Annotated in this window: 14 protein-coding genes; 9 read left to right on the plus strand and 5 right to left on the minus strand. The window is 37.2% G+C overall.

The annotated features are described in order from the left end of the window. Nucleotides 1–108: 108 nt before the first annotated feature. From ISU00_RS15950 to ISU00_RS15980, 7 genes are all read left to right on the plus strand, one after another. Entirely contained in the window at nt 109–1,272 is a 1,164-nt protein-coding gene (locus tag ISU00_RS15950) for a FecR family protein (RefSeq protein ID WP_228851670.1), read from the plus strand. Between the two features lie 165 nt (nt 1,273–1,437). Next, nucleotides 1,438–5,010, plus strand: coding sequence for a SusC/RagA family TonB-linked outer membrane protein (locus ISU00_RS15955; RefSeq protein WP_228851671.1), 3,573 nt, complete (start codon nt 1,438–1,440; stop codon nt 5,008–5,010). A 12-nt stretch (nt 5,011–5,022) separates the two neighbouring features. Further along, nucleotides 5,023–6,438 carry a RagB/SusD family nutrient uptake outer membrane protein gene (locus tag ISU00_RS15960; protein ID WP_228851672.1) on the plus strand — a complete coding sequence of 472 codons (1,416 nt, stop codon included), beginning with the start codon at nt 5,023–5,025 and terminating at the stop codon, nt 6,436–6,438. Nucleotides 6,439–6,526: 88 nt separating this feature from the next. After that, nucleotides 6,527–7,501: a hypothetical protein gene (locus tag ISU00_RS15965; protein WP_228851673.1), complete on the plus strand. Its 975-nt coding sequence runs from the start codon at nt 6,527–6,529 to the stop codon at nt 7,499–7,501. Nucleotides 7,502–7,702: 201 nt separating this feature from the next. Beyond that, complete coding sequence (locus ISU00_RS15970) at nt 7,703–8,893, plus strand: TlpA disulfide reductase family protein (protein WP_228851674.1); 1,191 nt, start codon at nt 7,703–7,705, stop codon at nt 8,891–8,893. A 38-nt stretch (nt 8,894–8,931) separates the two neighbouring features. Further along, a complete protein-coding gene (locus ISU00_RS15975; protein WP_228851675.1) occupies nt 8,932–10,146 on the plus strand; it encodes a TlpA disulfide reductase family protein in 1,215 nt (404 codons plus the stop codon). 86 nt (nt 10,147–10,232) lie between these two features. Next, nucleotides 10,233–11,432, plus strand: coding sequence for a multidrug effflux MFS transporter (locus tag ISU00_RS15980; protein ID WP_228851676.1), 1,200 nt, complete (start codon nt 10,233–10,235; stop codon nt 11,430–11,432). Nucleotides 11,433–11,440: 8 nt separating this feature from the next. Here the strand turns inward: ISU00_RS15980 and ISU00_RS15985 are convergent, their stop codons facing one another. After that, on the minus strand, nt 11,441–13,723 hold the full coding sequence (locus ISU00_RS15985) for an alpha-L-fucosidase (RefSeq protein WP_228851677.1): 2,283 nt from the start codon (nt 13,721–13,723) through the stop codon (nt 11,441–11,443). Nucleotides 13,724–13,839: 116 nt separating this feature from the next. Between ISU00_RS15985 and ISU00_RS15990 the strand changes: the two genes are divergently transcribed. Further along, a complete protein-coding gene (locus ISU00_RS15990; protein WP_317174318.1) occupies nt 13,840–14,838 on the plus strand; it encodes an aldo/keto reductase in 999 nt (332 codons plus the stop codon). Here ISU00_RS15990 and ISU00_RS15995 read toward each other — a convergent pair whose 3' ends face one another. From ISU00_RS15995 to ychF, 3 genes are all read right to left on the minus strand, one after another. After that, complete coding sequence (locus ISU00_RS15995) at nt 14,839–15,939, minus strand: amidohydrolase family protein (protein WP_228851678.1); 1,101 nt, start codon at nt 15,937–15,939, stop codon at nt 14,839–14,841. Nucleotides 15,940–15,957: 18 nt separating this feature from the next. Then, nucleotides 15,958–17,946, minus strand: coding sequence for a heavy metal translocating P-type ATPase (locus ISU00_RS16000; protein WP_228851679.1), 1,989 nt, complete (start codon nt 17,944–17,946; stop codon nt 15,958–15,960). Between the two features lie 98 nt (nt 17,947–18,044). After that, nucleotides 18,045–19,139 (minus strand): redox-regulated ATPase YchF, encoded by a 1,095-nt coding sequence (ychF, locus tag ISU00_RS16005; RefSeq protein ID WP_228851680.1) that lies wholly within the window; start codon nt 19,137–19,139, stop codon nt 18,045–18,047. A 221-nt stretch (nt 19,140–19,360) separates the two neighbouring features. Between ychF and ISU00_RS16010 the strand changes: the two genes are divergently transcribed. After that, on the plus strand, nt 19,361–20,599 hold the full coding sequence (locus tag ISU00_RS16010; RefSeq protein WP_228851681.1) for a T9SS-dependent choice-of-anchor J family protein: 1,239 nt from the start codon (nt 19,361–19,363) through the stop codon (nt 20,597–20,599). 398 nt (nt 20,600–20,997) lie between these two features. Here ISU00_RS16010 and ISU00_RS16015 read toward each other — a convergent pair whose 3' ends face one another. Next, nucleotides 20,998–26,106, minus strand: coding sequence for a T9SS type A sorting domain-containing protein (locus ISU00_RS16015; protein WP_228851682.1), 5,109 nt, complete (start codon nt 26,104–26,106; stop codon nt 20,998–21,000). Nucleotides 26,107–26,378: the final 272 nt, after the last annotated feature.

The raw sequence follows: 26,378 nt of genomic DNA on the forward strand, positions 1-26,378 counted from the left end.
ATTAACTTTTTTTAGGGGTGTATCTAAGGTGCTTCCGTCAATCAATTAAACAATTGATAAAAAAATGCTCAAAAGCGTATTAATTAATACGTTTCAAGGCTAAACATAATGAACAAATCACACCTACATACTTTAATAGATAAATATATAGCAAATTCCCTCACCCCTGAAGAGGAATTTGAACTGGAACAATCAGCCAAGGATCCTGAAAATTTGGAAGTTATTAAACAACAAATTAGGGATCATGTATACATTAATAAAGCCTTGGTAGAATTTAATGCTGAAAAAGCGTTAAGAAAGTTTGAATCTAATAAGACCAATAAGGTAATTAGATTACCTCGCTTGTTAAAGTATGCCGCTATACTTATAGGAATAACTTTAGTTAGCGGATTCCTTTTTAAAACAGTATTCTTTAATGCATCAGAGGGGATTGAAGCTTTAGATAAGTTAGAAATAGTCGATAATAATGTACAGTTGATTTTAGGAAATGGTAATGTAACGAATATCAACCTATCGTCTAATGACAGCATCAACTTAAATTCTAATGGAGCTTCTGTTCTTCATAATACCACACAAATTTCATATGCTAACCTCATTTCAAATGAAGATAGTCTAATTGAAACTTTAGTCTATAACGAATTGAAAGTTCCGTACGGGAAAAAATTCACTATTGAATTATCAGACGGAACTGACGTCTACCTGAATGCTGGGTCAAGCATAAAATTCCCAATTAAATTTTTAGAAGGATTAAAAAGGGAAGTCTTTATAACTGGAGAGGCTTATTTTGATGTAACCAAAGACCAAGCTCATCCTTTTATTGTAAATACTGGCGACATGGCCGTGGAAGTTTTGGGTACAAGCTTTAATGTTTCAAACTATCCAGAAGATGCTTCTATTGATGTGGTTCTTGAAGAAGGTTCTGTAGCATTATCAAACACAGCGTCCTCAAGTATTTTAAAATTAGTGCCAGGAGAAAAAGGAAGTTTAGCAAAAAATGGCTCTGCAACCTTAACTAAAGAAGAGGTAAATACTAAAGTATATACTGGCTGGAGAGATGGTCGATTGACGTTCAGAAATATTTCCTTTAAAAACATTATCCCAAAATTGGAAAGAGAATATAATGTTGAAGTAATCAACAACAACAAGGATCTAAACGAGGAAAATTTCTATGCGAGTTTTAATGAAGAGGATATAAAAGTTGTATTGGGCTACTTCCAAGAAAGTTTTGATCTAAAATTTAATGTAGATAAAAATAAAATCACAATAAAATAACCTAAGTACCAAAGTTGTGTAAAAAATAACCGGAAATGCGGCAACATTCCCGGTTGTACCAAAGTGTTTAAATTAAATATTAACCACCTAATGATTTACTAATGTATGAAAAAAATCTATGAGCACCTCAAAGTGTCACCTTCGACACTAAAACTAACATTAAAAATGAAACTGACTTTCCTGATCTTGTTTACGGCTGTTATTAGCTTACATGCAAATGACTCCTATTCTCAGCGAAAATTAATCAACCTTCAATTGCAAGGTGTAACAATTGCACAGGCAATAGATGAAATTGAGGCCAATTCTGATTTCAATTTTATTTTTAACATTAAGGATGTTGATTTAACAAGAACAATCGACATTCAAGCGATGAATGTTTCTATCGAAAATGTATTAAACCAAATGTTTGGTAATACATTGACAGATTTCGTCATTAGAAACAAACAAATTATCTTAAAGGATAGAGAAATTTCTGTATCCACAGCACCAAAGCAACAACAAAATATTAGAGTTGTTGGTACTATTACCGATAGCAATGGTTTTCCATTAGCTGGTGTTACTGTTTTAAATGGAGCAAAAACATTGGGTGTCGCTACAGACATCGATGGGAAATTCTCCATAGCTCTACCATCTGATACAGAAAGCATTGTGGTTTCGTATCTTGGTTTTGAAACAAAAACTATTTTATTGGCAGAGATTGCTGACTTAACAAATGTTAGCATCACTCTTAATGAGTCAACAAGTCAATTAGACGAAGTGGTTGTTACGGGTTACCAAACGTTGTCTAAGGAACGTACAGCTGGTTCGTTCTCTAAACTGACTGCAGAAGATATTCAACAGAGACCTTCATCACCTAACATTTTGGAAAGAATTAGAGGTCAGGTCGCTGGTTTAAGTGTGAGTCCTGCAACAGGTCTTATCAATCTTAGAGGTCGGTCCACCATCTTTTCTTCTCAAGAAACACCGCTTATCGTAATTGATAACTTCCCGATGTCTGACCAGACTGCATTTAATTTGAACAACAATTTAGGTTCACTTAACCCTGAAGATATTGAATCTATTACGATTCTTAAAGATGCTTCTGCTGCTTCTATTTGGGGAGCAAGAGCGGCGAATGGTGTAATTGTAATTACCACTAAAAAAGGAACAAAAAATAGAAAGCCAACTGTTGCATTTTCTTCTTTTGTTGAGTTAGAAAACAAAATTGATACAGATGATTTTCAATGGATGAATACCGAACAGGAGATAGAATTAGACCAAGAATTTTTAGACAAAGGTTGGTATAATTTAAATAGTATTGCTAATTCTACTGGTAGTATCAATGATTTACATTTAGCATATATCTATAGAAATGGGTTGTCACCAGATGGCAACGTATGGTCTGAAAACACCTTTAATAATTTCATAGAAGAGCTTAAGGGCAGAAATATCAACAAGGAGTTTAGCAAACATTTCTTTAGAAATGCCCTTAGGGTAACCCATAATTTATCCATGCAGGGTGGTGGTGATAACAACACCTATTTCGCTTCATTGGCATATACAGATTATCAATCTGCCAACATAGGCAATGACGATGATCGTATAACCTTAACGGTTAATAACACTGTTGATTTTTCTGACAAAATTAAGTTTACCTCTTTGCTGTCTGGTGGTATCAGAAATCAAACACTAAATTCATTAAGCCCTAGCTTTGGAACTGCTGGAGCTGCAGAGGTTTTTCAACAATTACAGGCATATGACCAAATCCTTGATGAAAATGGAAACCTAAGACAGTATTATGTAGGTTGGAATCCATGGATATCCCAAGCTAGAGAAGAAGAGGTTGGATCACCAATGACTTTTAATTGGTTAGAAGAACGATTAAATAAAAATGACAGTGATATGAGAATGGACCTTAGGGCACGTTTTCAGTTAGATGCTGAAATTCTAAAAGATTTAACTGTTTCAAGTGCCTTTGCATATGAAATCAATTATTATAAAAGCGATACTTATAATAGTATGGACTTACCATCTCATCGTAATTTTATCAATGATTATTATGTGGATGGAGAATACCAAATACCTGTTGGAACCGATTATGCCCACGACCGAAACATAAGAAGAGGTTGGGTGTTCCGTAACAGTATTAATTGGGATAAGACATGGGGCGATCATCAATTGACTGTATTAGGTATTGGTGAATATTCAAGGTTTTACTCAGACAATATGTTTAACCGAGTGTATGGGTATGATGAGCAAAGTCTACAGTACATTCCGGCATCAGAGACACTTAGTGCTGGTGTCCAGAATTTCAACGGAAACCGTTTGTTCAGTAGACCATCTGATTATTTTTCAAAATCCGAAGAAGACATAAGAAATGTAAGTTTCGCGTCTAACTTAGCATATACGTATAAAGACAAGTACACTGTTAATGGTAGTATTAGAGTTGAACAAGCAAATATTTGGGGAAGTGATCCTGAATTCCGTTATAAACCATTATGGTCTGTTGCTGCCGGTTGGGAATTAGGAAGAGAAGATTTCATGGCTGACGTTTCATGGGTCGACAGATTAAAATTAAGAGCTTCATATGGTATCGGTGGTATTTCTGACAACTCATCATCCCCATATGCGCAGGCCATTCCTAGATCTATATTCTGGGGTAGACCTTATATTTATTCTCGCTTAAATGTGCCGTCTAACCCAAGTTTACGTTGGGCAGAAGTAGCAACAACCAATATAGGTGTAGATTTTGCATTGTTTGGCAATAAATTGTCTGGTACTGCAGAATATTATGTCCGTAAGAGTAGTGATATTTTAGGTAGAAGAGCAGTAGATCCTACAAATGGATGGGCATCTGCCACCTTGAATTATGCCGCTACCGACAATAAAGGATTTGAGTTATCATTGAACACTGATATAATATCTAACGATAACTTTAATTGGAATGTACGTGCCAATTTTAACTACAATGAAAACATCGTTACTAACTTCTATGGTGAAAATAACCAAGAGCCAAGCTTATTGGTCAATGGTGGTACCTTTTTACAAGGTGATCCATTCTTTAACCTGTACGCTTATAGATTTGGGGAAATCAATGATAATGGCGAGTTTATGGCTGCAAAAAGAGATGGTACTTTAGTACATTGGTCAGACATTCCTACTGAGATAACTTTAGAAGACATGGTGAGTGTTGGAACGGAAATAGCCCCATATTATGGAGGTTTAACCAATACCTTTACCTATAAAAGTTTTGATTTAAGTGTCCTTGTTAATTATCAAGCTGGACATTATTTTAAAAATTTTGTAAACTATTTGACTTCATCTGCAGGTACCTACAACAATACATCTTCTACTTTTGGAAATGTTAGAACAAATAAAATATGGAACGATCGTTGGAGACAACCGGGAGATGAAGCCTCCACTAATATACCACGTGCTTACTACGCAGGTATCAACCCAAGAACGGGTGAAAGCGAAGGTGGAAGCGGTGCCACATCTAGCCAAGGTTTTTATTGGACCAGTTCTGATATTAATTACCACAAAGCAGATTTCATAAGAATCCAGGAGATTATCCTAGGCTATAACATGCCGCAGAAATACATCGACAAAACGTTCTTTACCAATTTGAGGTTGAGTTTTCAAATAACCAATCCATATCTATGGACTGCAAATGACATAGATAGAGATCCAGAGGCCTTCTTTGATGATGCATATGTTAATCTAACGAGATATACATTAGGATTAAGAGCTAACTTTTAATAAAAAATGATTATGAAAATTAAATATATAGTATTAAGTCTGGTGGTAGCTTTTACATTCTCTTGTGAGAATCCAGATGAATTTTTAGATGTATTGCCAAAAGGAAGGGTTATTCCTTCTGCTCTTAAAGATTATGATGATCTATTAAGCAATTATGCCATATTAAGAGGTAAAGGCGAAAACTTACGTTATATGGATCCAGACGTATTTATGTCTGACGTTGTATATGGAAACATCCAAAACGATGTAGTCTCAACAAACGCTTATAGATGGGCGCATGATTTATACCCTGAAAATGGAAGAGATCAAGATTATATAGAATTTTATGACTATATCCATCAGTCTAATTTTATTTTGGAAAATATCGGTGATGCAGAAGTTGGCAATTACCAAGAAAGCATGAGGCCAATTCTTCGTGGAGAGGCTTTAGCGCAGAGAGCGTTCGAATATTTTCATGCTGTAAATGAATATGCACCACATTACGATCCTAACAATCCGGAAGAACTAGCAATCGCTATGCCTCTTTCGGTAGATTTGGAGGCTCAATTAGGCAAGTCAAGCACTGGTGACATTTATAATCAAATCCTTTCTGATTTAGAACGGGCAATGGAATTAATAGGTCCTGACTATCCTGCCATTAACAGAACAATGAACTGGAGACCTGGTACTGCATCTATTTTGGCGTTGTTAGCAGAAGTACATCTGTATATGGGTAATTTTTCAGAAGCGGTTAATTATTCAAACCAAGCCCTTGCTAAATACAACTTTCTTTACGATTACAATAATGTGGAGTTCAGAAACAGTTCAAATCCTTGGTTAGGTTATAGTGTAGGCGGTGATATCAACGCATGGATTTATGGTACACTTAACCAAGAAACTATTTGGAATCGCTATACGCAGTATGGGTTTAGAACACCACATTTATATCACCCAGACTTCGAAGCTTTGTACGATAAGGATAATGATAGAAGATGGCATTTATTTTCTACTCAAGTGACTAGTGCAGGTTTAGACACTTCTCCTAACTACTGTTATATCTATGTAGGAGAGCGCAGTGTGGGTCTTACAACCTATAGGTTGATGCTTACAAATGCTGAAGCCAAAGCAAGAACTGGTGATGGATCTGGTGCTATAGCAATGTTAAATCAGTTGTTAGAAATGCGTATTACAAATTTCACACCTTATACGCATACAGACAATGCATCTACTTTACAACTTATCAAAAATGAGAGACGTAAAGAATTACATGGATCTTCATTGAACATTTTCGATCAGAAGAGATACCATATTTATGGAGACAATGTACCAACCTATACGAGGGTAATTCCAGATTCAGGTGATACGGTTACTTTAGAACCTGGAGATGAGGGTTATTATTTAGGTATAGCACCTGCTATATTAAATTTAAACCCTAACCTTAGAGATTAATTTTCCAAGAAGTATTCGGAAGAAGGCAAGAACTTTTTCCGAATGCTTTAAAACAAAAATATATATGTTAATTATAAAAAGTATTAATATGAAAATAAAAGTTCTATGGATGTTTGCAATCTTAATTCTTCCATTTTTGAACTCTTGTGATAAAGAGGAAGAAATTGAAGGTTTCAACAACCCTAACGCAACTTGGACGGATTCAGCAACTCTTAAATTTACCACAGATCAAGATTTAAGCGGTTTTGTTTATAATGTCAATAACAGCACCGGTGAAGCCTTTTGGGGCCAGACTGAGGCAAAATTTAATGTAACCTTTGTTTCGCCTGATGTGAGTGTTGAAGCAATAAGTAAAATTGATTTTTACATCTTTGCTGAAGAGCAAGTTGGTGACAATTTTAATTATTTAGGCGGTACAAGTGGAAATTTAATAGCATCCGTTTCTAATCCAACTGAGGTATTCGAAATTTCTTTAGATAAAAGTGAAGTCTACAACGCATTTTCAAGCCAGTTCTCAGGAGGTCGTACAGATCTTGTCCCAGGAGATCTTTTTGAATTAAGGTGGGTTATTACAGGAAAAGATGGAAACGTAGCAGACTCAAGAACCGATTGTAAAGGTATCAACTGTTTGTTTGGTTTTAGCGCAAAAGAAAAGTTGGTAGACACCTGGGTAGGTGAATTTGAGGCTACTTGGACTGAAGTTGGCCCTGGAACCGTTACTTACTCTTATTCAGATGTCGTTGTTGGAGCAAAACGAATGGTTGAATTTGTACCTGGAGGCAATGAAGGCGAATATGACATTTTAGATATGTCTTTTGGAGGTGCATATGGTGGGCCAAGAGATGGCACAATGACTTGGGATGCCGATACAGGAACCATCACCATTATTTATGCCGAATCTTATTACACAAGCCAATACGAACTTGTAAGTGTTACTCCAGAAGTCTTAACCCTAAAGTGGACTAACAATTTCACGTCTCGTTATGCTGAATATGGAACTGTAGAATTGAGAAGAAATGACGGTTTGGTTTGGCCAGAAATTAACGAAATAATTAATTATTAATTATTAATTACCAAGTTAAGTGCGATCGGGGCTTAATAATATAATCTCCGGTCCTCTAAAAATATTGAAACTCACATTCTTATTTTTCAAGTATAAGTTTCAATAATAGATTGTTGTGAACAATATTAGCACACCTCAATATTAATTTATAAAGAGGGTTAGCAATAACCCTCTTTTTTTATATCAAATATTTACTTACCAATGAAAATCAAAAGAATAGATCGACTAGCATTAATTGCTCTAGGATTATTTAGTTTGGTAGGTTGTAAAAATGAAATTGCAAATTCTAAAACCAGCAAACATCCAAACACCTTTATTATCCAAGGGTATCTAGGAAACCTGGAAAACGATTATCTGGTGCTAAATCAAAATAACCCTAATTATCCTAATGGTTACAAAACCGATACCATACCTGTGATAAATGGAAATTTTAGGTTTGAAGATTCGGTTAGCACCTATACCTATAACCGTATTTTTATTAGCCAGACCTTTAAAAGAATTGATGAACGAAGTTATTTGCCTACACCAGTAACACAATTGCAATTCTTTACATATCCCGGAGCAGATATCACAGTACATGGGGAAATAGATGATTATGTAAAAGCCTTTCCTGAAGACGGAACTGTCAACACAGATTTTTCAAAATTAAATGCAGAGATATACCCTCTATTAAATAAAGCTGTTGATTTAAAACTGATAACAATTGAGAAAAATCTAGATGAAAAAACGTATAAGGCATACAGGGATTCTATAGATGATCTTTATAATATAGTTAAAGGAAAAACGGTCAACTTCATTAAGGCCAATCCTAATTCGGCAGCAACTGCCTATGTATTGTTAAATGCATATAACAGAACTGAACTTAACGAACTCGAAACAAAAGAACTATTAAATTCCATAAATTCTGTACATCTTAAAGACAATCCGTTCTACATTGAACTAAAAAACAGAATTGAAGCTGTTTTTAGGACAAAAGTTGGTGAGCCCGCTCCAGAATTAACAACAAATTATACATTAAACGGTTTGGAATTTAAATTAAAGTCCTTAATAGGAAACTACGTTTTAATAGACTATTGGGGAAGTTGGTGTGGACCTTGTTTGGCTGAAATCCCCAAATTGATAGAAGTTAATAATAAATACAAGGATGAAAATTTTAAAATCTTAGGTATTGATAGCGGGGATCCTGAAAAACGATGGAGGGACGCTATTTTTGAAAATGAATTGAACTGGATCCACATTCGCAGTACCCAAGAACACGATTTGTTAGTGCCCTATAATGTCACTTCCTTTCCGACAAAATTTTTAATTTCTCCTGAAGGCACAATTTTATATAATTCTAAAACAGACCAAGATACCGATGTCTACCAACTCATCGAATCTTTATTAAACTAAAAAATTGATTAAGAATTAATTTTTCTAAAAAATAAATTATGAAAAGACATTTGAAAATACTTATTCCTACCCTAATTATCTTCTTGAGCCTATTTTCCTGTGAAAAGGAAGTAAAGCAAAATGAGAGTGAAACTCCAAAAACATTTACGGTTAATGCCGATATAAAGAATATGACATCAGAATATTTGGTCTATTATGAAAAGGACGATAGCAAAGCTGATGGATACAGAAGGGATACCATTCCGGTAACTAATGGGAAATTCAAATTTACTGATTCTATTAACGAACCTTATAAAATCTATTTTATCGGCATTCCAGAAGCTCTTAGACGTTATAAAGTAACTAGAGGGGATAAAGAATATGATGTTTCTGTAAAAGCCCACTTAATGAGAATGTGGTTTATTGGTTACCCAGGTGCAGAAATAAGTTATAATGGAAAAATTGAAGAGTTTATGGTTGATGCTTATCCATCAGATAAAGATGGTATTAATGATAAATTGGGAGAGATCAATTCACAAATTTTCCCCTTAGCCAATACCATCGATTCTATCACAGTTGCATCGTCAACTGGAAATTTTACAGAGGAAGAGCAAAAGGCAATGTACGAACAAATCAAAAAGTTAAGTAATGAAATTTTGGATTTGAAAACCAAATTCATTGAAGCCAATCCAAATTCAGTAGCTGCCACCTATATTTTTAATGATGCCTTTTACAGAAAATATTATGATAATAATGAAGCAAAACGTCTGTTTGAGTCCTTCAATAGTGAACTTTTAGCTGGAACCCCTTTTTACGAAGAGGCCAAAGAACGTCTAGAAGCAATCGAAAATACTGCCATTGGCATGAAAGCTCCGGAAGTTACCACTACCAATACCCTAGATGGTTCTGAGTTTAAATTGTCTGATTTGAAAGGTAATTATGTATTACTAGATTTTTGGGGAACTTGGTGCGGTCCTTGTATGGCCGAAATGCCAAAAATTAAAAAGTTACACAAAAAATATAAGGACAAGAATTTTAAAATCGTCGGTGTAGATAGTGGAGACACTATCGAACGATGGAAAAATTCAATTGAAAAAAATGAATTTGATTGGATTCAAATAAGAAGTACAGATGAAAATAATTTGATTATTCCATTCAATGTCAATTCTTTCCCCACAAAGATAATTATCGATCCAAATGGAGATATTGTTTACAGTAGTAAATCAGAAACTCCATCGGATATGTATACAATGATTGATGAATTTATGAAATAATCTTTTGGTGGTTCTGGGTCATTTAGCATAGATATTTATTAATATAGATTAATTTATATCAAGGGTTTAAAGCTTACTTTTGCCGAATGACCCAAGCACCACAAAAAGTTTCTAATGAATTTATAGCAATAATGGCCTCTTTGATGGCCATTTGTGCTTTATCTATAGATGCTATACTCCCTGCAATACCCAATATTTCTAAATATTTAGAGCTCGAAGATTTTAATAAAAGTCAACAATTGGTCACCATGATCTTTTTAGGCTTTGGGGTTGGTCAATTGGTGTTAGGACCACTATCTGATTGTTATGGCAGAAAACGTTTAATGTATTTTGGGTTCGCCATATTTGGTTTTGCCAGCATTATTTGCATGACCACTAAAAGTTTTGAAATAATGATTTTAGGGCGTGTGCTTCAGGGAATCGGTTTATCAGCTCCTAGAACCATTACAGTTTCTATGGTTAGGGACCAATTTTCTGGGGATTATATGGGTAAGATTATTTCCTTAATTGTAATGATTTTTATCCTTGTACCAGTGGTGGCACCTTCCTTAGGCCAATTAATTTTAAAACTCTCCAATTGGCAGACGATTTACGGATTTAATTTATTTATTGCACTAGCCGTACTTGTTTGGTTTGCTCTAAGACAAAAAGAAACTCTTAGCATAAAGTCGAGGATTCCATTTAAGATGTCCATGTTTACAAATGGCATTAAAGAATTTTTAAGCAGTACCCCGGCGGTTGTATACACCATTATTTCAGGATTTATTATGGGTTCTTTTTTGGTTTATTTAAGTAGTACCCAGCAAATCTTTCATCATCAGTATGGACTTAGGGAAGAATTCCCTATGATATTTGCCTTGTTGTCCATTTCAATAGGAATTTCAACCTTTTTAAATAGTCGATTGGTCCTAAAATTTGGAATGAGGCAAATGGTAAAAGTAGCATTGTTTCTTTTTATCGGCACTTCTGCCTTATACATTTTATTATTTCATTTGGGTAATCCTCCGGCAGCCGTTTTAGTTGCCTTTCTATCCATTCAATTTTTATCTATAGGTTTATTATTTGGTAATTTAAGGGCCTTAGCAATGGAACCCCTTGGCCATATTGCTGGTATGGGAGCAGGCTTAAATGGATTTTTATCAACCGTAATGTCAGTGCCATTAGCAAATTTCATAGGAAGTTTTGTGGATGACACTGCTTTACCAATTTTTGTAGGATTTGTAATTTGTGGAATAATTAGTTATGCTTTGTTCTCATATGTGAAACATCGGTTTGCCTTTGCCTAAATAAAATATTATTCAATCAAATCTATTTCGGCCACCCCGATCCTAGCAGAATTTCCTACCGTTTCCAAAATTGTTATTTTAACGTATCTAAATGCCCCTGATTTGGTAAAATCAACACTTCGAGCAGAAGGATCATTTTGAATATTACCAAATTCAAACATGGTAGGTTCACTCCAATTTTTGCCATCCATACTGGTTGAAATTTTTCCTTTCGAAATAAACCCAACATTTGCCTCTAAGGACGGGTAATAAATAAATGATTTTGCATTGATGGGTTCTAAAAGATTAAATGACATTGAAAGTGGTTTCTTTTCTTCTTTGTGGAAATAAAATACGGTTTCAAGGCTATCATCAAATGCTAACAGCATATGTTCCTTTCTAAAATCATTCCTTGAATCAAATTGAAACAAACCAATTTTGGGAATACCAATAACCTTACTACTAACTTGTCCTATTTTACCGCCGACCACCGATACAGCTTTTATTTCTCCAGACCTAAAAGAAAATACACCTTCGAATAATTGAGAGTCTCTAGTTGGCATGGAGCCATCAGTAGTATATCTTATTTCATAATCACCGCTAAGATTCCCCAAACTATTTTCTCCATGTGGTTTCCACTTAAAGTTTCCTCTATCTACATCGAGTACCACGAACCCGTCGTTTGTTCTATCAATGGTAACGACAGGAGGTCTCGGAGCATAATAGTGAGCTTCAATGGTAGCAATGGCCGGTAAATAGCGATATTGATCAACTTGAAATTTTAATTTGTCAGTTTTTATTTCCGGAAAACGGAGTATCCGTTTATAGCCTATATTCGTGCTTTTTGCAATCTCTTTCCACTCTCCCCCAATCCATGCGAGTACCTTAAATTTTTCAACCCGTTCACCGTGGTTTTTAATATCTTCCTGCAAAACAATACGATTGAACTTTACAGGTTTATCAGATTTAATTTCAATACTATTGTTAATAGAGTCTAACAATACAAAGGTTTCCAAATCATTGTCATAGAGTTCTTTGGGGCCTTGCCAATCTTCAATTAGGTTTTTTGAGTAAGTCGATTTTATCCTTTCCCCTACTTCCTTTAAAACAGCTACATCCATAGCAGAAAAACGGCCTTCCCTATTTGGTGGAATATTTAACAGAAAGGTTGAATTACCTCCCACGGAGCGTTCATACATATCGAATACGTCGTCTGCATTTCTCACTTGCTGTGTTTCATCATCCCGATAAAACCAACCTTCCCGTATTGACGTATTGGTCTCAGCAGGTTGGTAGTGTAAATAATTTGCCGTGTACAATTGTTCCCGCTCTCCAAGTTCAACATTGGTTAAATCATCAAAATGATTCTTGGTTTTGGGATCTTTTTCATAAGGAATAACATTCCATTCGGTTTCTCTCGTTTTTCCATTTTCATTACCACACCAACGGATGTCCTCTTTACCAAAGATTACCGCATTAGGAGCCAAAGTAGAAATCAATTCTTTCCAAGCGATATAATCATATTGCTGCCCACCTTTTCTCTTTGGATGGGCCCCATCAAACCAAACTTCATCCACTGGTCCATATTCGGTAAGAATTTCAAAAAGCTGATTTAAGAAATAGGCATTGTAATCGTCAACCTTAAACTGAAAAGTGGTTTTGTTTTCAAACGGTCGACCCTTCGCAGCAGCCGGGATGGTGCGAAGTGTGGGTTTACTGAGATTACCATAGAGTCCATTTTCACTTTCAATTTGATATAAATCTGCCGGAGATAAATAAACTCCGAGTTTTAATCCATATTTTTGGCAAGATTCTGAAAGTTCCCTCAGTATATCTCCTTCTCCATTTTGGAAATCTGTAGACATGACACCATGATCTGTATACCTAGATTGCCACAAAACAAATCCATCGTGGTGCTTAGCCGTTAAAATTACTTTGGTCATGCCAGCTTCTTTCATCGCTTCACACCATTGGTCTGTATTCAACGAATCTAATGCGAATATTTTTGGGTCCTCAAAACCAGACCCCCATTCCAAACGGGTAAAAGCATTTGGGCCATAGTGGACAAAAGCAATAAACTCATCTTGCAATGCTGCTAATTGATTTTTAGTTGGAACTACATGTGCAGCTTTAAGAATAATAGAATCCCTAGTATCATTTGAATCTATTTGCATAGTAGATGCAACATCCATCAAATTACCTGTTGGCTCATGATTTTTACAGGATAACCAAAAGGCAGAGATAAAATAGATTACGAAAATTACTCGAAGGTTGAAATATGATAGGATTATATTAAAAAAGTTAGAAAACATATACTAGGTTAAAAAGTCTAATAAATCTAAAAGTTTATTGAAAAATAAGGGTTTTATACCAATTTCAATTGATATTTTTATATAGCGTTTAATGGATCTTATTTGATTTTGATATTATGATGGAATACAGAGATATAGGACATTCTGATCTTCAATTATCTGCAATAACTTTTGGGGCTTGGGCGGCTGGAGGTTGGATGTGGGGTGGAACCGATTATAATGAAGCAGTAAATGCTATAAGAACAGCTTATGATTGCGGGGTTACATCTATAGATACTGCACCCGCATATGGAATGGGCCAAAGTGAGAAAGTGGTGGGAGATGCGATTAAGGAACTAAAAAGAGACCACATCCAAATATTAACAAAGTTTGGATTACGCTGGGATATCGATAAGGGTGTTTATTATTTCAGTACCTCCAAAAATGATGGCACTCCAACAGACATGCATAAATATGCAGGTAAAGAGTCAATTATTGTAGAATGTGAAGCTAGCTTACGCAGATTGGGTACTGATTATATTGACCTTTACCAGATCCATTGGCCAGATTTGTCAACCCCAATAGAGGAAACAATGGAAGCTGTCCAAACATTGATAGACCAAGGAAAAGTAAGGTTTGCCGGAGTATGTAACTATAAAGAAGAGCAACTTATTGAAGCAAAGAAATATATTGATATCATTTCAGACCAATTACCTTTCAGTATGGTTAAACGCGGCATAGAAACCGATCCTCTTCCATACACCATTCGTCATGGCATGTCTGTTTTGGCCTATAGTCCGCTTGAACGAGGATTATTGACGGGGAAATTAAATCCGCACCATCAGTTTGCTGAAGGCGACCATAGAGCCAATTATCCGTATTTCAAACCTGTAAATATTGAACGGACCAATTCAATTTTAAACAGAATTAAACCAATTGCAGATGAGCATGAAGTTACATTGGCTCAATTGGTATTGAGATGGACCGTAGAACAGCCTGGAATAACGGTTGCATTAGCTGGAGCAAGAAACAGCAAACAGGCCAAGGAAAATGCGGAAGCAATGGATATTCCTTTACATCCAGATCAATTAAAACAAATTGATGAGGTCTTAGTCGATCTGAAATTAGAATTATAGTTAATTCGGGAATGCCGAGGCATCCAATCCAGGAATAATTTTCAGGGCATTTTTGTAATACACCTTTTTTAAAATTTCATCTGGCAAGTCCAAACCATACATGGCCCAAAATGCATGGTACTTTTTATGGTATGGGAAATATTCATCTGCAGTTTCTAAAACTCTAAAATATGTAGGGAATTCTGTCGGTTGCCAACTGTCTTTTCCAAATAAAATGCGATCCTGGTATTTTTCAAAAAATAATTTTGCATTACGAGGTTGTCTACCTAACTCCGCAATTATAGCCCCTATCCCCACATACATATTGGGTAATTCATCCATCAATTGGCCCAAAAAACCTAGGTCATTTGCAAACCAGCCCATATGGGCATTAATAAATTTAGTATTGGGGTTTTTTCTAAACATGTTATGTTGCTCTTGTATAATTTGTTCCCATGGGGCAGGATCATCTGCGCCTCTTTTTCTTCTAGGATGCGTTTTCAACTCTAACCAGCGCTCGTTATCCCCATCAAATTCATCCCAAAAGGATTTAGGATCGGCTGAATGTATTAAAACGGGTATACCTAGTTCTCCACACTTCTCCCAAACAGGCTGCAATCGTTCATCATCTACGGCTAACCGGTTTCCATCTGAATCTGTATTTCTAAGCCCCAAACTTTTATAAACTTTTAAACCTCTTGCACCATTTTCAACATCTTTCTCTAATTGGGCCACTGTTTTTTCAGCCCATCCCTCTGAACCAACTCCATCAAAATTTACATTACAAAACACAACAAAGCGGCCAGGAAAATTAGTTTTTATATTATTAATCGACTTTATTAAATCATCACCAGAGCGACCACTTAAATTTACCATTAATTGCATATTCAAGGTATCCATTGCCTTGACCACATCAGTTAAATCCTGATTTGGCATATTATATTGGTGACCGTGCACATCTATAAATGGGAATTTTGCTCTTATAACAGGATTTTCTGGAACTACCAAAGTAGATGTCGGATTGTATTCTTCAAAACTCATTTCTTGCGCATTACAGAAATAACTATTTACAAAAACAAGGAATAAGACAATAACAGACTTGGTGGAAAAAAAATGTTTCATAAAAAAAGCATTGAAAAATTAAATGGTTTTATCGTTGTAAGCTAATAATCTTAGAGCATTTAAAACTACTACTATGGTGGATCCTTCATGAAAAACAACGGCTATACCAATATTTGCCATTCCAATTATCGTAGCCGGAACAAGTAGAGCGACGACCCCCAAGCTAATCCATAAATTTTGAGTGATAATTCGTTTGGAAGCCCTGCTCAATCCAATAACAAAGGGTAGCCGTTCAATTTTATCAGACATTAAAGCAACATCCGCTGTTTCTAAAGCCACGTCGCTACCGGCCGCACCCATGGCAATACCAACGGTGCTACTTGCCATTGCTGGAGCATCATTAACCCCATCACCTACCATTGCAATTTTTGAATCCCTTTTCTTAAGTTCTTCTATTGCCTCCACCTTATCTTCTGGCAACAAATTTCCTCGCGCTTCCGTTAGGCCAATTTCCTTTGCAATTGCAGACCCAACATTTTGATGGTCCCCCGTAAGCATTATCATTTTGCTAATTCCAAGAGACTTAAGCCGTTTTAACGTATTTGGAACTGTTTTTCTCGGCACATCCATAACACTCACCAAACCCAATAATTCATTTTCCCTTGCCACCAACATTGCAGTATGTCCTTCTTTTCTGAGACTACCTAATGTTTCCTGAATTTCTTCAGTTAGGTTCAGCTGAAGGGAATCCAACAACTTTTCATTACCTATATAAACCAGCTGATTCTTAAAAACAGCCTTTATTCCCATACCATGAACAGCTTGAATATTCTCGGCTTTTAAAGACGTATTAATTCCATTCTGATTTCTTAAATCTCTAGAAATTGCTCTAGCCAAAGGATGATTGCTCATACTTTCTACCGCATAAACCATTTGCAAAAACTCCTCTTTCGGCAGGCCATTAAATACAATGGTATTTGTGAGTTTTGGCCTTCCTTCCGTTAAAGTGCCTGTTTTATCAAAAGCAATCGTTTTTAAGGTCCCCAAATCTTCTAATGCTTTACCGCCTTTAATAAGGACACCTTTATTCGCTGCTCGAGCAACACCACTTAATACTGCAGAAGGTGTAGAAATTGCTAAGGCACATGGACTAGCAGCAACCAAAGCACATATGGCTCTGTACAAACTTTCATTAAAGGTCTCATCAATTACCAAAAATGCAAAACATAAAACAATAACCATTATAATTACTACTGGCACATACCATTTCTCAAACTTTTTAGTAACCCGTTGGGTAGGAGATTTATTGGTTTCTACTTTACTTACCATATCGATTAAACGAGAAATGGTAGAGTCAGAACTTAACTTAAGTACTTTAACTTCAATGACATTATCGCCATTTATAGTACCCGTATAAACGACATGGTTTTTTTCAATTTTTTCAAAAGGGGGCAAATTGTCTAAGTAAGTGATCGCTGACTTTTCAACAGGAATACTTTCTCCTGTTATGGGTGCCTGGTTTATGCTACTATACCCTTCAATTATCACACCATCCGCCGCGATTTTGGCATTAGGTTTTACAACTATGACATCCCCAATTTTCAATTCCTCTATCGGAATCTCTTTTAATTCACCATTATCCTTAATAAATGCTGTTGTAGGGGATAAATTGCCTAATGCTTCTATGGATTTCTTTGCCTTATTTAAAGCATGATTTTCTAAGGCATGACCTAAACTAAAAAGAAAAAGCAGCAAGGCACCTTCTGCCCAACTGCCAATATAAGCGGCACCAATAGCCGCAACAATCATTAGAAAATCAATTTCAAATTCGCCTTTAATTGTTTTAACCCAGGCTTCTATAGCGGCATAATAGCCCCCAAAAAAATAAGAAACAATATAAAGACCAATGGCTAGCGGTTCCGAAATAAATTCGAAGCTCTCTAATAAAAAGGTAAAAATGAGGAAAATCCCTGCGAGAATTGAAAAAATCAATTCAGTTTTAGGGCCAAAAATACCACCATGGTTGTGGATTTCTGTTGAGGAATGAGAATGACTGTGGTCTCCCATAATAATTATTCAAACCTCTAAATTACAACTATCTCTTCAAAAAAAGAGACATCTGAACTACAATAGAATGAGAATAAATAAAATGAGTAAACTGTTAATTATACATTGAAAAGGAAATGCATTACATCACCATCCTTAACAATGTAATTCTTACCTTCTACCCGCATTTTACCAGCTTCTTTTACCTTGGCTTCGCTACCGTAATGAACATAATCATCATAGCTTATAACTTCAGCACGGATAAATCCTTTTTCGAAATCGGTATGTATTACACCTGCTGCCTGTGGGGCTGTAGCACCAACATCAACAGTCCAAGCACGTACTTCTTTTACTCCAGCGGTAAAATAGGTTTGTTGGTTTAATAATTTATAGGCCGCCCTAATAAGTTTTGAAGAGCCAGGTTCATCTAGACCAATATCTTGAAGAAACATTTGGCGCTCTTCATAATCATCCAATTCATTAATATCAGCTTCTGTACCTACAGCTAAAACCAACACTTCAGCATCTTCGCCTGCAACAGCCTTCTTAACTTGCTCAACAAAATCATTGCCTGTAACGGCGGCAGATTCATCTACATTGCAAACATAAAGCACTGGCTTATCTGTTATTAACTGAAGAGGTTTTACCAATTCTGCATAATCGTCTTTTTCAAAATCTAAACTTCTTACCGATTTGCCTTCCTCTAACCCTTTTTTAATGGTTAATAATATTTGTTCTTCCTTCTGTGCCTCCTTGTTTCCTGTTTTGGCAGCGCGTTTTACTTTTTCAAGTTTTTTATCAACGCTTTCTAAATCCTTTAACTGAAGCTCCATATCAATAGTTTCTTTATCTCTAAGTGGATTAACATTACCATCAACATGAACGATATTATCATTTTCAAAACATCTCAGTACATGCAAAATAGCATCAGTCTCTCGAATATTTGCCAAAAATTGGTTTCCTAGTCCCTCCCCTTTACTGGCCCCTTTTACTAAACCTGCAATATCAACAATTTCAACAGTTGCAGGAACTACCCTTTCAGGATTAACCAAAGACTCCAATTTTTCCAATCTTGGGTCCGGAACATTAACTACACCAATGTTAGGTTCTATGGTACAAAATGGAAAATTTGCACTTTGGGCCTTTGCATTAGAAAGACAATTGAACAAGGTTGATTTTCCAACATTTGGCAATCCTACAATACCTGCTTTCATAAATCAGTCAGATTAAATTTTGAAGGCGCAAAGATAATGCAAATTGGAGATTAATTGAACCTAGGGCCTAATTCATATTAAACAATTCATGAAATTCAACGACAAAAAAGCTCCCAATACCACCGTTTATCGATTTGATTTTCTATTGCTCTGGCAATCACTTTGATAGCTCATCATTATTTGTATCTTTATTCTCAGCTATTACCAAATACCAAATACTTATGAAAAAAACTACTTATCTGATTATTTCTTTTCTTTTAATCACACCCTTATTACGAGGACAAAATACGTGTGAAACAGCTGTTGAAGCAAATGTTGGATCTGCAACAACTGTCGGTACAATTAATGGAACTGCACCAACTCTAATCTGTGATTCAGCACTAAATGAAGATGTAGCAAACAATGGAGCATGGTATACGTATACTGCAACAGTCACTGGCTCAGCCAATATTTTTACGAACCATGACGCACCACCTTATTTAGACACAAACATGTTTGTCTATACTGGAAGTTGTGGGGACTTGGAGTGCCTTGCAAATAACGATGATAGGACATTCACGGATTTTCGATCTGAAGTGAACATACCCATAACTCAAGGAACAACTTATTTTATTGTTTTTGATAACCGTTGGAGTGCAGCTGGATTTAATTTTTTGATTACCGAATCGGAAGTAGATTGTGGCGAACCAATATCGTTACCGTATTCAGAAAATTTTAATGATATAGAAACAATAGTTTCATGTTGGGATTTTGTTGATAATGATGGTGATAATATAAACTGGCACTTAGAAAGCGACAACTCTTCAAGTGATAATTATGTAGTATCAGAATCCCAAAAAATAGGCCTTGCTTTAACACCAGATAACTGGTTGATTTCTCCAGCAATCGATCTTACACCCTATAATAGCAATGATACTGTAGAATTATCTTGGGAAATTAGGGCGCCTGATGTCGACAGTCCAAATGATAATTATTCCGTTTACATTTCCACAGGAAATACGGTAAATGATTTTCTAAATGGTACATTATTGTTTAATGAAGAACCGGGTGCAAATGGTGCTGGAGGTAGTACTTTGGTCCAAAGATCTGTAGACATTACTAGTGAAGCTGGTCAAATAATTTATTTTGCTTTTAGGCACCATGATACACCAGAATCCCAATTAGAAATTCATTTGGATAATGTTGCAATAGACTTTACGTTGACAAACTCTGAATATTCAATGGAAAACCTAGCCCATTTTTATCAACCACAGCAGGAAATCTTAACAATAAAATCTCCAAATCACAATTTCAAAAATTTAAAATTATATAATCATCTTGGCCAATTGGTATTTTATCAGTCACACCAAAATGCAATGAAAGAAATTTATAATTTAAGTCAAATTGCCAATGCAACCTATATTGCTAAAGTTCAATTTGATGATGGTAATTCTCTCACTTTTCAATTTCCGAAATATTAAACGGTTTTATTAATCCGTAAAAATTTAATGCCCTGATTATTCAGGGCATTTTTTCTTCTCCTACATTTTAATAATCAGTCTTCAACCTTGCATTCATTCTTGTATTAATAAAATTCATGATCAATTTTAAACTATTACTAAAGAGTATTAAGTAAACAACTTTGTTTCCTTTCGATAAACAGCTAGTTTATTCTAATCTTAATTTATTTGTACTAATTCTAATCATATCAAGCATCCTAGCTGGGTAACTTAACTTATTCTTAAAGTCATTTTTGCAATGTTTAATAGGACTATTTTATTGAGTTTAATAACTGAATGGTATAGGCCTAAAAAGAAAGACCGCCTGAAAATAAATTTCCAGACGATCCTACTTCGCTATTAACCAATTAATTGGTTATCTATTCACGCGAAATAATCTTTTTCACTCTAGATTCTCTATCTGTACTCAATTTCACAAAGAGTAATTGGTCACTAACCCTAGAAAGATCTACGGTTGATTTTCCTAAACTTCCCTCTTTATAATTATTGCTTACAGATTTTACTAAAGCTCCTTTAATATCCATTACTTCAATAGTAACCTCAGTGCTATAATCAAATTTATATTCCACTGTTACATTGTCTTTAAATGGTACTGGATACGCTTTAAAATCGAAGGTTTTTAAAGGAGAAGAACTTGTTGTTGTTCTCAAAACTTCATCATCGGGTGTGTAATCATTACATACCTCAACTTCAGCATGTCCAATTAAGTAGAAAGATTCACCACATCCTTCAAATGCTGACTTAGGTACAGTAAGAGTTACAGACATTTCATCCTCAGCAGCACCCTTGAATGGGTATTTTCCTGGTGATAGTTTTCCGGCTGTTTCAAAACAACCGACATATAAATGCACTTTACCCAATTTAAAGTCGTACTCATCTGAATTATCAACAATCTGATAAGTTACTTCCATATCGCCAGATTGATTATAAGAAACTGAAACTGTTCCAACAAGAATGCCATATCCACCTTTATCTGGATTTATACATTGGCCACCTGCTCCTGCTGCAGCATAAAGATTAAGAGAATAATCCTCACCTTGCATCAATTCATTAGTCCAACCCCAACGATTCGGTAATTTAGAAACATTACTAATCTCGGAGAAACAAACTGGATTAGGACCACCGAAAGCAAAGGCAGTTTCATCCTCACAGCAATCTTCTGTAGTTACTGTTGCAGTTGCAGAATTAGTACATTGGTTACCATCTGTTACAGTATAAGTAATCACATGAACTCCTGGTTCAGTTAATGATGGATCGAAATATGCAACATCTCCTTCGTAAACCACACCATTTCCACTAAATGTACCTCCCTCAGGAGATGCAGATAACATTATACGAGCGTCATCCAAGCAATAAGTACCTAAATCTAAGAAGGTTATTTCTGGTAATTCATTAACTCTTAAGAATGTACTTGCAGAGCTAGAACACAATGGCATAACTGCTGCTACTCTTGATGGAGCACCTCCATCAGGGTCTTGGTTATACACTTCAATAATGATTTCCTGATCATTATCTACCACATAAGAGATAAAGGCTGCAGGATTTGCTATTGCATCTCCAACTTTATTTCCAGAACCGTCACCTTTAAAGAATTTATAATAAAGATTAGCGTCGTAATCTGTTATAGCATTCCAAAGATTAAATGTTGCTTCACCCTCTGGATCTTCACATAATTGAAGAAGTGGATTTGTAGTTACAATAGGAACTGGGGTTACCATCAAAATTACTTCATCTGTAGCATTCGGACATGGTGATCCATCTTCAGCAAACGCCTCTACAATTAACTTCACTTCCCCAACGCCTGTAACGGTTACTGTTGGACTTAAACTATTTGTATTCGCAATAAGAGTAACAGCAGCATCCCCAGACACTGGTTGCCATTCCCATAAAACGGTGGAATAGTTGGTTGGTGAAGCAGTTACATTAAACATAGTTGTATTGTTATCACCTTGACATTTTGCCTGGTCATTACCTGCATCAACTGTTGGTTCATCATAAATTGTTATGATAAAGCTTTCCTCGTCGTAGCAGTTAGGGTCAGTGCCAGTCTCAGCATAGACATAGATCGTCTGTGTGCTGCTGATCACGTCGCCGGCCTCAAGCATTTCGCCGCCTCCCATGGTAGCAGTGTAATAGTTGCCGTCTCCGGTGATCGCGGGAAGCTCGTAACTTTCACATGCTTTTACAGGGTCAATAGGATCCACTTCAGGCGTATCGTTGATCGTTACTAGGAAGCTCTCCTCGTCGTAGCAGTTAGGGTCAGTGCCAGTCTCAGCATAGACATAGATCGTCTGTGTGCTGCTGATCACGTCGCCGGCCTCAAGCATTTCGCCGCCTCCCATGGTATCTGTGTAATAGTTGCCGTCTCCGGTGATCGCGGGAAGCTCGTAGCTGTCACACGCAGTCACAGGGTCAATAGGGTCAACCTCAGGCGTATCGTTGATCGTTACTAGGAAGCTCTCCTCGTCGTAGCAGTTAGGGTCAGTGCCAGTCTCAGCATAGACATAGATCGTCTGGGTGCTGCTGATCACGTCGCCGGCCTCAAGCATTTCGCCGCCTCCCATGGTAGCAGTGTAATAGTTGCCGTCTCCGGTGATCGCGGGAAGCTCGTAGCTGTCACACGCGGTCACTGGGCTGATTGGGTCAACCTCAGGCGTATCGTTGATCGTTACTAGGAAGCTCTCCTCGTCGTAGCAGTTAGGGTCAGTGCCAGTCTCAGCATAGACATAGATCGTCTGTGTGCTGCTGATCACGTCGCCGGCCTCAAGCATTTCGCCGCCTCCCATGGTATCTGTGTAATAGTTGCCGTCTCCGGTGATCGCGGGAAGCTCGTAGCTGTCACAGGCGGTCACTGGGCTGATTGGGTCAACCTCAGGCGTATCGTTGATCGTTACTAGGAAGCTCTCCTCGTCGTAGCAGTTAGGGTCAGTGCCAGTCTCAGCATAGACATAGATCGTCTGGGTGCTGCTGATCACGTCGCCGGCCTCAAGCATTTCGCCGCCTCCCATGGTAGCAGTGTAATAGTTGCCGTCTCCGGTGATCGCGGGAAGCTCGTAGCTGTCACAGGCGGTCACTGGGCTGATTGGGTCAACCTCAGGCGTATCGTTGATCGTTACTAGGAAGCTCTCCTCGTCGTAGCAGTTAGGGTCAGTGCCAGTCTCAGCATAGACATAGATCGTCTGTGTGCTGCTGATCACGTCGCCGGCCTCAAGCATTTCGCCGCCTCCCATGGTATCTGTGTAATAGTTGCCGTCTCCGGTGATCGCGGGAAGCTCGTAGCTGTCACAGGCGGTCACTGGGCTGATTGGGTCAACCTCAGGCGTATCGTTGATCGTTACTAGGAAGCTCTCCTCGTCGTAGCAGTTAGGGTCAGTGCCAGTCTCAGCATAGACATAGATCGTCTGTGTGCTGCTGATCACGTCGCCGGCCTCAAGCATTTCGCCGCCTCCCATGGTAGCAGTGTAATAGTTGCCGTCTCCGGTGATCGCGGGAAGCTCGTAGCTGTCACAGGCGGTCACTGGGCTGATTGGGTCAACCTCAGGCGTATCGTTGATCGTTACTAGGAAGCTCTCCTCGTCGTAGCAGTTAGGGTCAGTGCCAGTCTCAGCATAGACATAGATCGTCTGTGTGCTGCTGATCACGTCGCCGGCCTCAAGCATTTCGCCGCCTCCCATGGTATCTGTGTAATAGTTGCCGTCTCCGGTGATCGCGGGAAGCTCGTAGCTGTCACACGCAGTCACAGGGTCAATAGGGTCAACTTCTGGCGTATCGTTGATCGTTACTAGGAAGCTCTCCTCGTCGTAGCAGTTAGGGTCAGTGCCAGTCTCAGCATAGACATAGATCGTCTGTGTGCTGCTGATCACGTCGCCGGCCTCAAGCATTTCGCCGCCTCCCATGGTAGCAGTGTAATAGTTGCCGTCTCCGGTGATCGCGGGAAGCTCGTAGCTGTCACACGCGGTCACTGGGCTGATTGGGTCAACCTCAGGGTTTGGAATAATTGTCAAAATAACATCATCAAATGCATCTGGGCAAATTTTATTGGGATCGGAAAAAGAACTCAACGTAAGTTTTACTTCACCAGTACCTGTAACAGTTACTGTAGGATTAATAACGCCAGGGTTTGCAATTACGGTTACTGCTGCATCACCAGAAATAGGCGTCCAATTCCATAATATGGAGGTATAATTAGTTGCACTGGCATCGGATAAAATAAATTGAGTTGTATTATTATCCCCTTGGCATTTATCTTGGTCGGTTCCAGCATCGGCCGTTGGTTCTGCAAAAACTGTAAATGAAGTACTACATGGTATGGATGAAAGACCATCGCCAGAGTTATTGGTAACTTCTAAATTAACCGTTATAGTTCCTGGTATTGTACCAATATTAATCTCAACGGTATCAGTTCCTTGACCTCCTGCAATAGTGGCATTTGTACCATCTGCAGAATTATCAACACTCCAAACATATTGTGGACTATCACCGTTATCTACAGTTGCGGAAATCATAATATTATCAGCACCTTCACATACATCATCAACTGGTGGTAAGCTACATACAGGTGTTAAAAGTATATCGGCTCCTTTTAGTTGATTATCCATTGCGCCAAGGTTACCTTCTCCCGTTGTGAAACCTTCTATTATAACATGGTATGGGCCACCATTAATATCTGCTGCTCCGAAGCCTTCACCCCAGCCCATACCTGAAGATAAAGGATCAGTACCTGGGGAAATATGCCCTGCAAATTCTAAAACAACATCATCAGAAGTTGATACCCAAGAAATGTCATAAAATATATAACCAGCATCATATTTTACAAAGCTTACATATCCATCCGTAATGATTGCATTACCTCGGATTTGCATAGTTCTATTAGGATTCCCTAAAACACTTTGAAAATTACTAATTACATTCGGGGTGGTATTTGCGTCACCAGGTATAGGATAATCAATTTCACCTGAAATTACCGCATCATAACTAAATGTTGCACCATTACATGCCGTTTCAGCTGTTGCTGATATCGCATCACCACATATGTTTAAGGTAGCGTCAGCGTAATTTTCTGGTAAAAAGTCCTGTCCACCATCAATCATATTAGCTATGGCAAGGGCATCATCCCAACCAACCATAAAATCATATGCATGATGACCATTTTTGTCAGTTTCCATTTTAACCCTAAGTGTATGTAAATTACCGGCTGTTACAGGAACATCCTCTAATATGATGCGTTGTAAAGTAGCCATACCTTCGGTATACTTAGAATTGTTTTGTTGAAGGATACCGTTTATCCAATAAACAGTTCCCAAAGGATCGGGTGATCTATCATTTGCGGCTTGTCTAAAATCTGCTGACTGTCCAAAAGTGAAAGATGACAGTAACATTATAAAAATCAAGCAACAAATAGACAGCAAAGAAAATTTAAAGGAAGTTTTGTAATTAAAAAAACTTTCCCTTTGAGTAATTGTGTCCATAAACGTAAAGTTTGGTTTTGATTAATAACTTAACCACAGCAAAAAGAAGCTAAGGCATCGTAGTTGGGACACCACAACAAATAAATAATAAGAGTAAAATAGATTGGCGCTAATGTTTGCTATTAATCATTAACGTTTTGTGCTAGAAATCAATTTTTTAGGGTGGGGAAAGAATGCTATAATGCATTGTAAATTTAAGAATTTTTGTATGCATAAATGAGGTTCGATAAGCTTTTCGGCAACTATTCTACCAACTAACTTTATATCGGTTA

This window comes from Aegicerativicinus sediminis, from assembly GCF_015476115.1.
Lineage (GTDB): Bacteria > Bacteroidota > Bacteroidia > Flavobacteriales > Flavobacteriaceae > Aegicerativicinus > Aegicerativicinus sediminis.

What these genes read in the sequence shown, in the direction of transcription:
- ISU00_RS15955 (WP_228851671.1), top strand. Translation starts at nt 1,438, where the DNA reads ATGAAACTGACTTTCCTGATCTTGTTTACGGCTGTTATTAGCTTACAT.
- ISU00_RS16010 (WP_228851681.1), top strand. Translation starts at nt 19,361, where the DNA reads ATGAAAAAAACTACTTATCTGATTATTTCTTTTCTTTTAATCACACCC.
- ychF (WP_228851680.1), bottom strand. Translation starts at nt 19,139, where the DNA reads ATGAAAGCAGGTATTGTAGGATTGCCAAATGTTGGAAAATCAACCTTG.
- ISU00_RS15985 (WP_228851677.1), bottom strand. Translation starts at nt 13,723, where the DNA reads ATGTTTTCTAACTTTTTTAATATAATCCTATCATATTTCAACCTTCGA.
- ISU00_RS15980 (WP_228851676.1), top strand. Translation starts at nt 10,233, where the DNA reads ATGACCCAAGCACCACAAAAAGTTTCTAATGAATTTATAGCAATAATG.
- ISU00_RS15990 (WP_317174318.1), top strand. Translation starts at nt 13,840, where the DNA reads ATGATGGAATACAGAGATATAGGACATTCTGATCTTCAATTATCTGCA.
- ISU00_RS15965 (WP_228851673.1), top strand. Translation starts at nt 6,527, where the DNA reads ATGAAAATAAAAGTTCTATGGATGTTTGCAATCTTAATTCTTCCATTT.
- ISU00_RS15960 (WP_228851672.1), top strand. Translation starts at nt 5,023, where the DNA reads ATGAAAATTAAATATATAGTATTAAGTCTGGTGGTAGCTTTTACATTC.
- ISU00_RS16015 (WP_228851682.1), bottom strand. Translation starts at nt 26,106, where the DNA reads ATGGACACAATTACTCAAAGGGAAAGTTTTTTTAATTACAAAACTTCC.
- ISU00_RS15970 (WP_228851674.1), top strand. Translation starts at nt 7,703, where the DNA reads ATGAAAATCAAAAGAATAGATCGACTAGCATTAATTGCTCTAGGATTA.
- ISU00_RS15995 (WP_228851678.1), bottom strand. Translation starts at nt 15,939, where the DNA reads ATGAAACATTTTTTTTCCACCAAGTCTGTTATTGTCTTATTCCTTGTT.
- ISU00_RS16000 (WP_228851679.1), bottom strand. Translation starts at nt 17,946, where the DNA reads ATGGGAGACCACAGTCATTCTCATTCCTCAACAGAAATCCACAACCAT.
- ISU00_RS15950 (WP_228851670.1), top strand. Translation starts at nt 109, where the DNA reads ATGAACAAATCACACCTACATACTTTAATAGATAAATATATAGCAAAT.
- ISU00_RS15975 (WP_228851675.1), top strand. Translation starts at nt 8,932, where the DNA reads ATGAAAAGACATTTGAAAATACTTATTCCTACCCTAATTATCTTCTTG.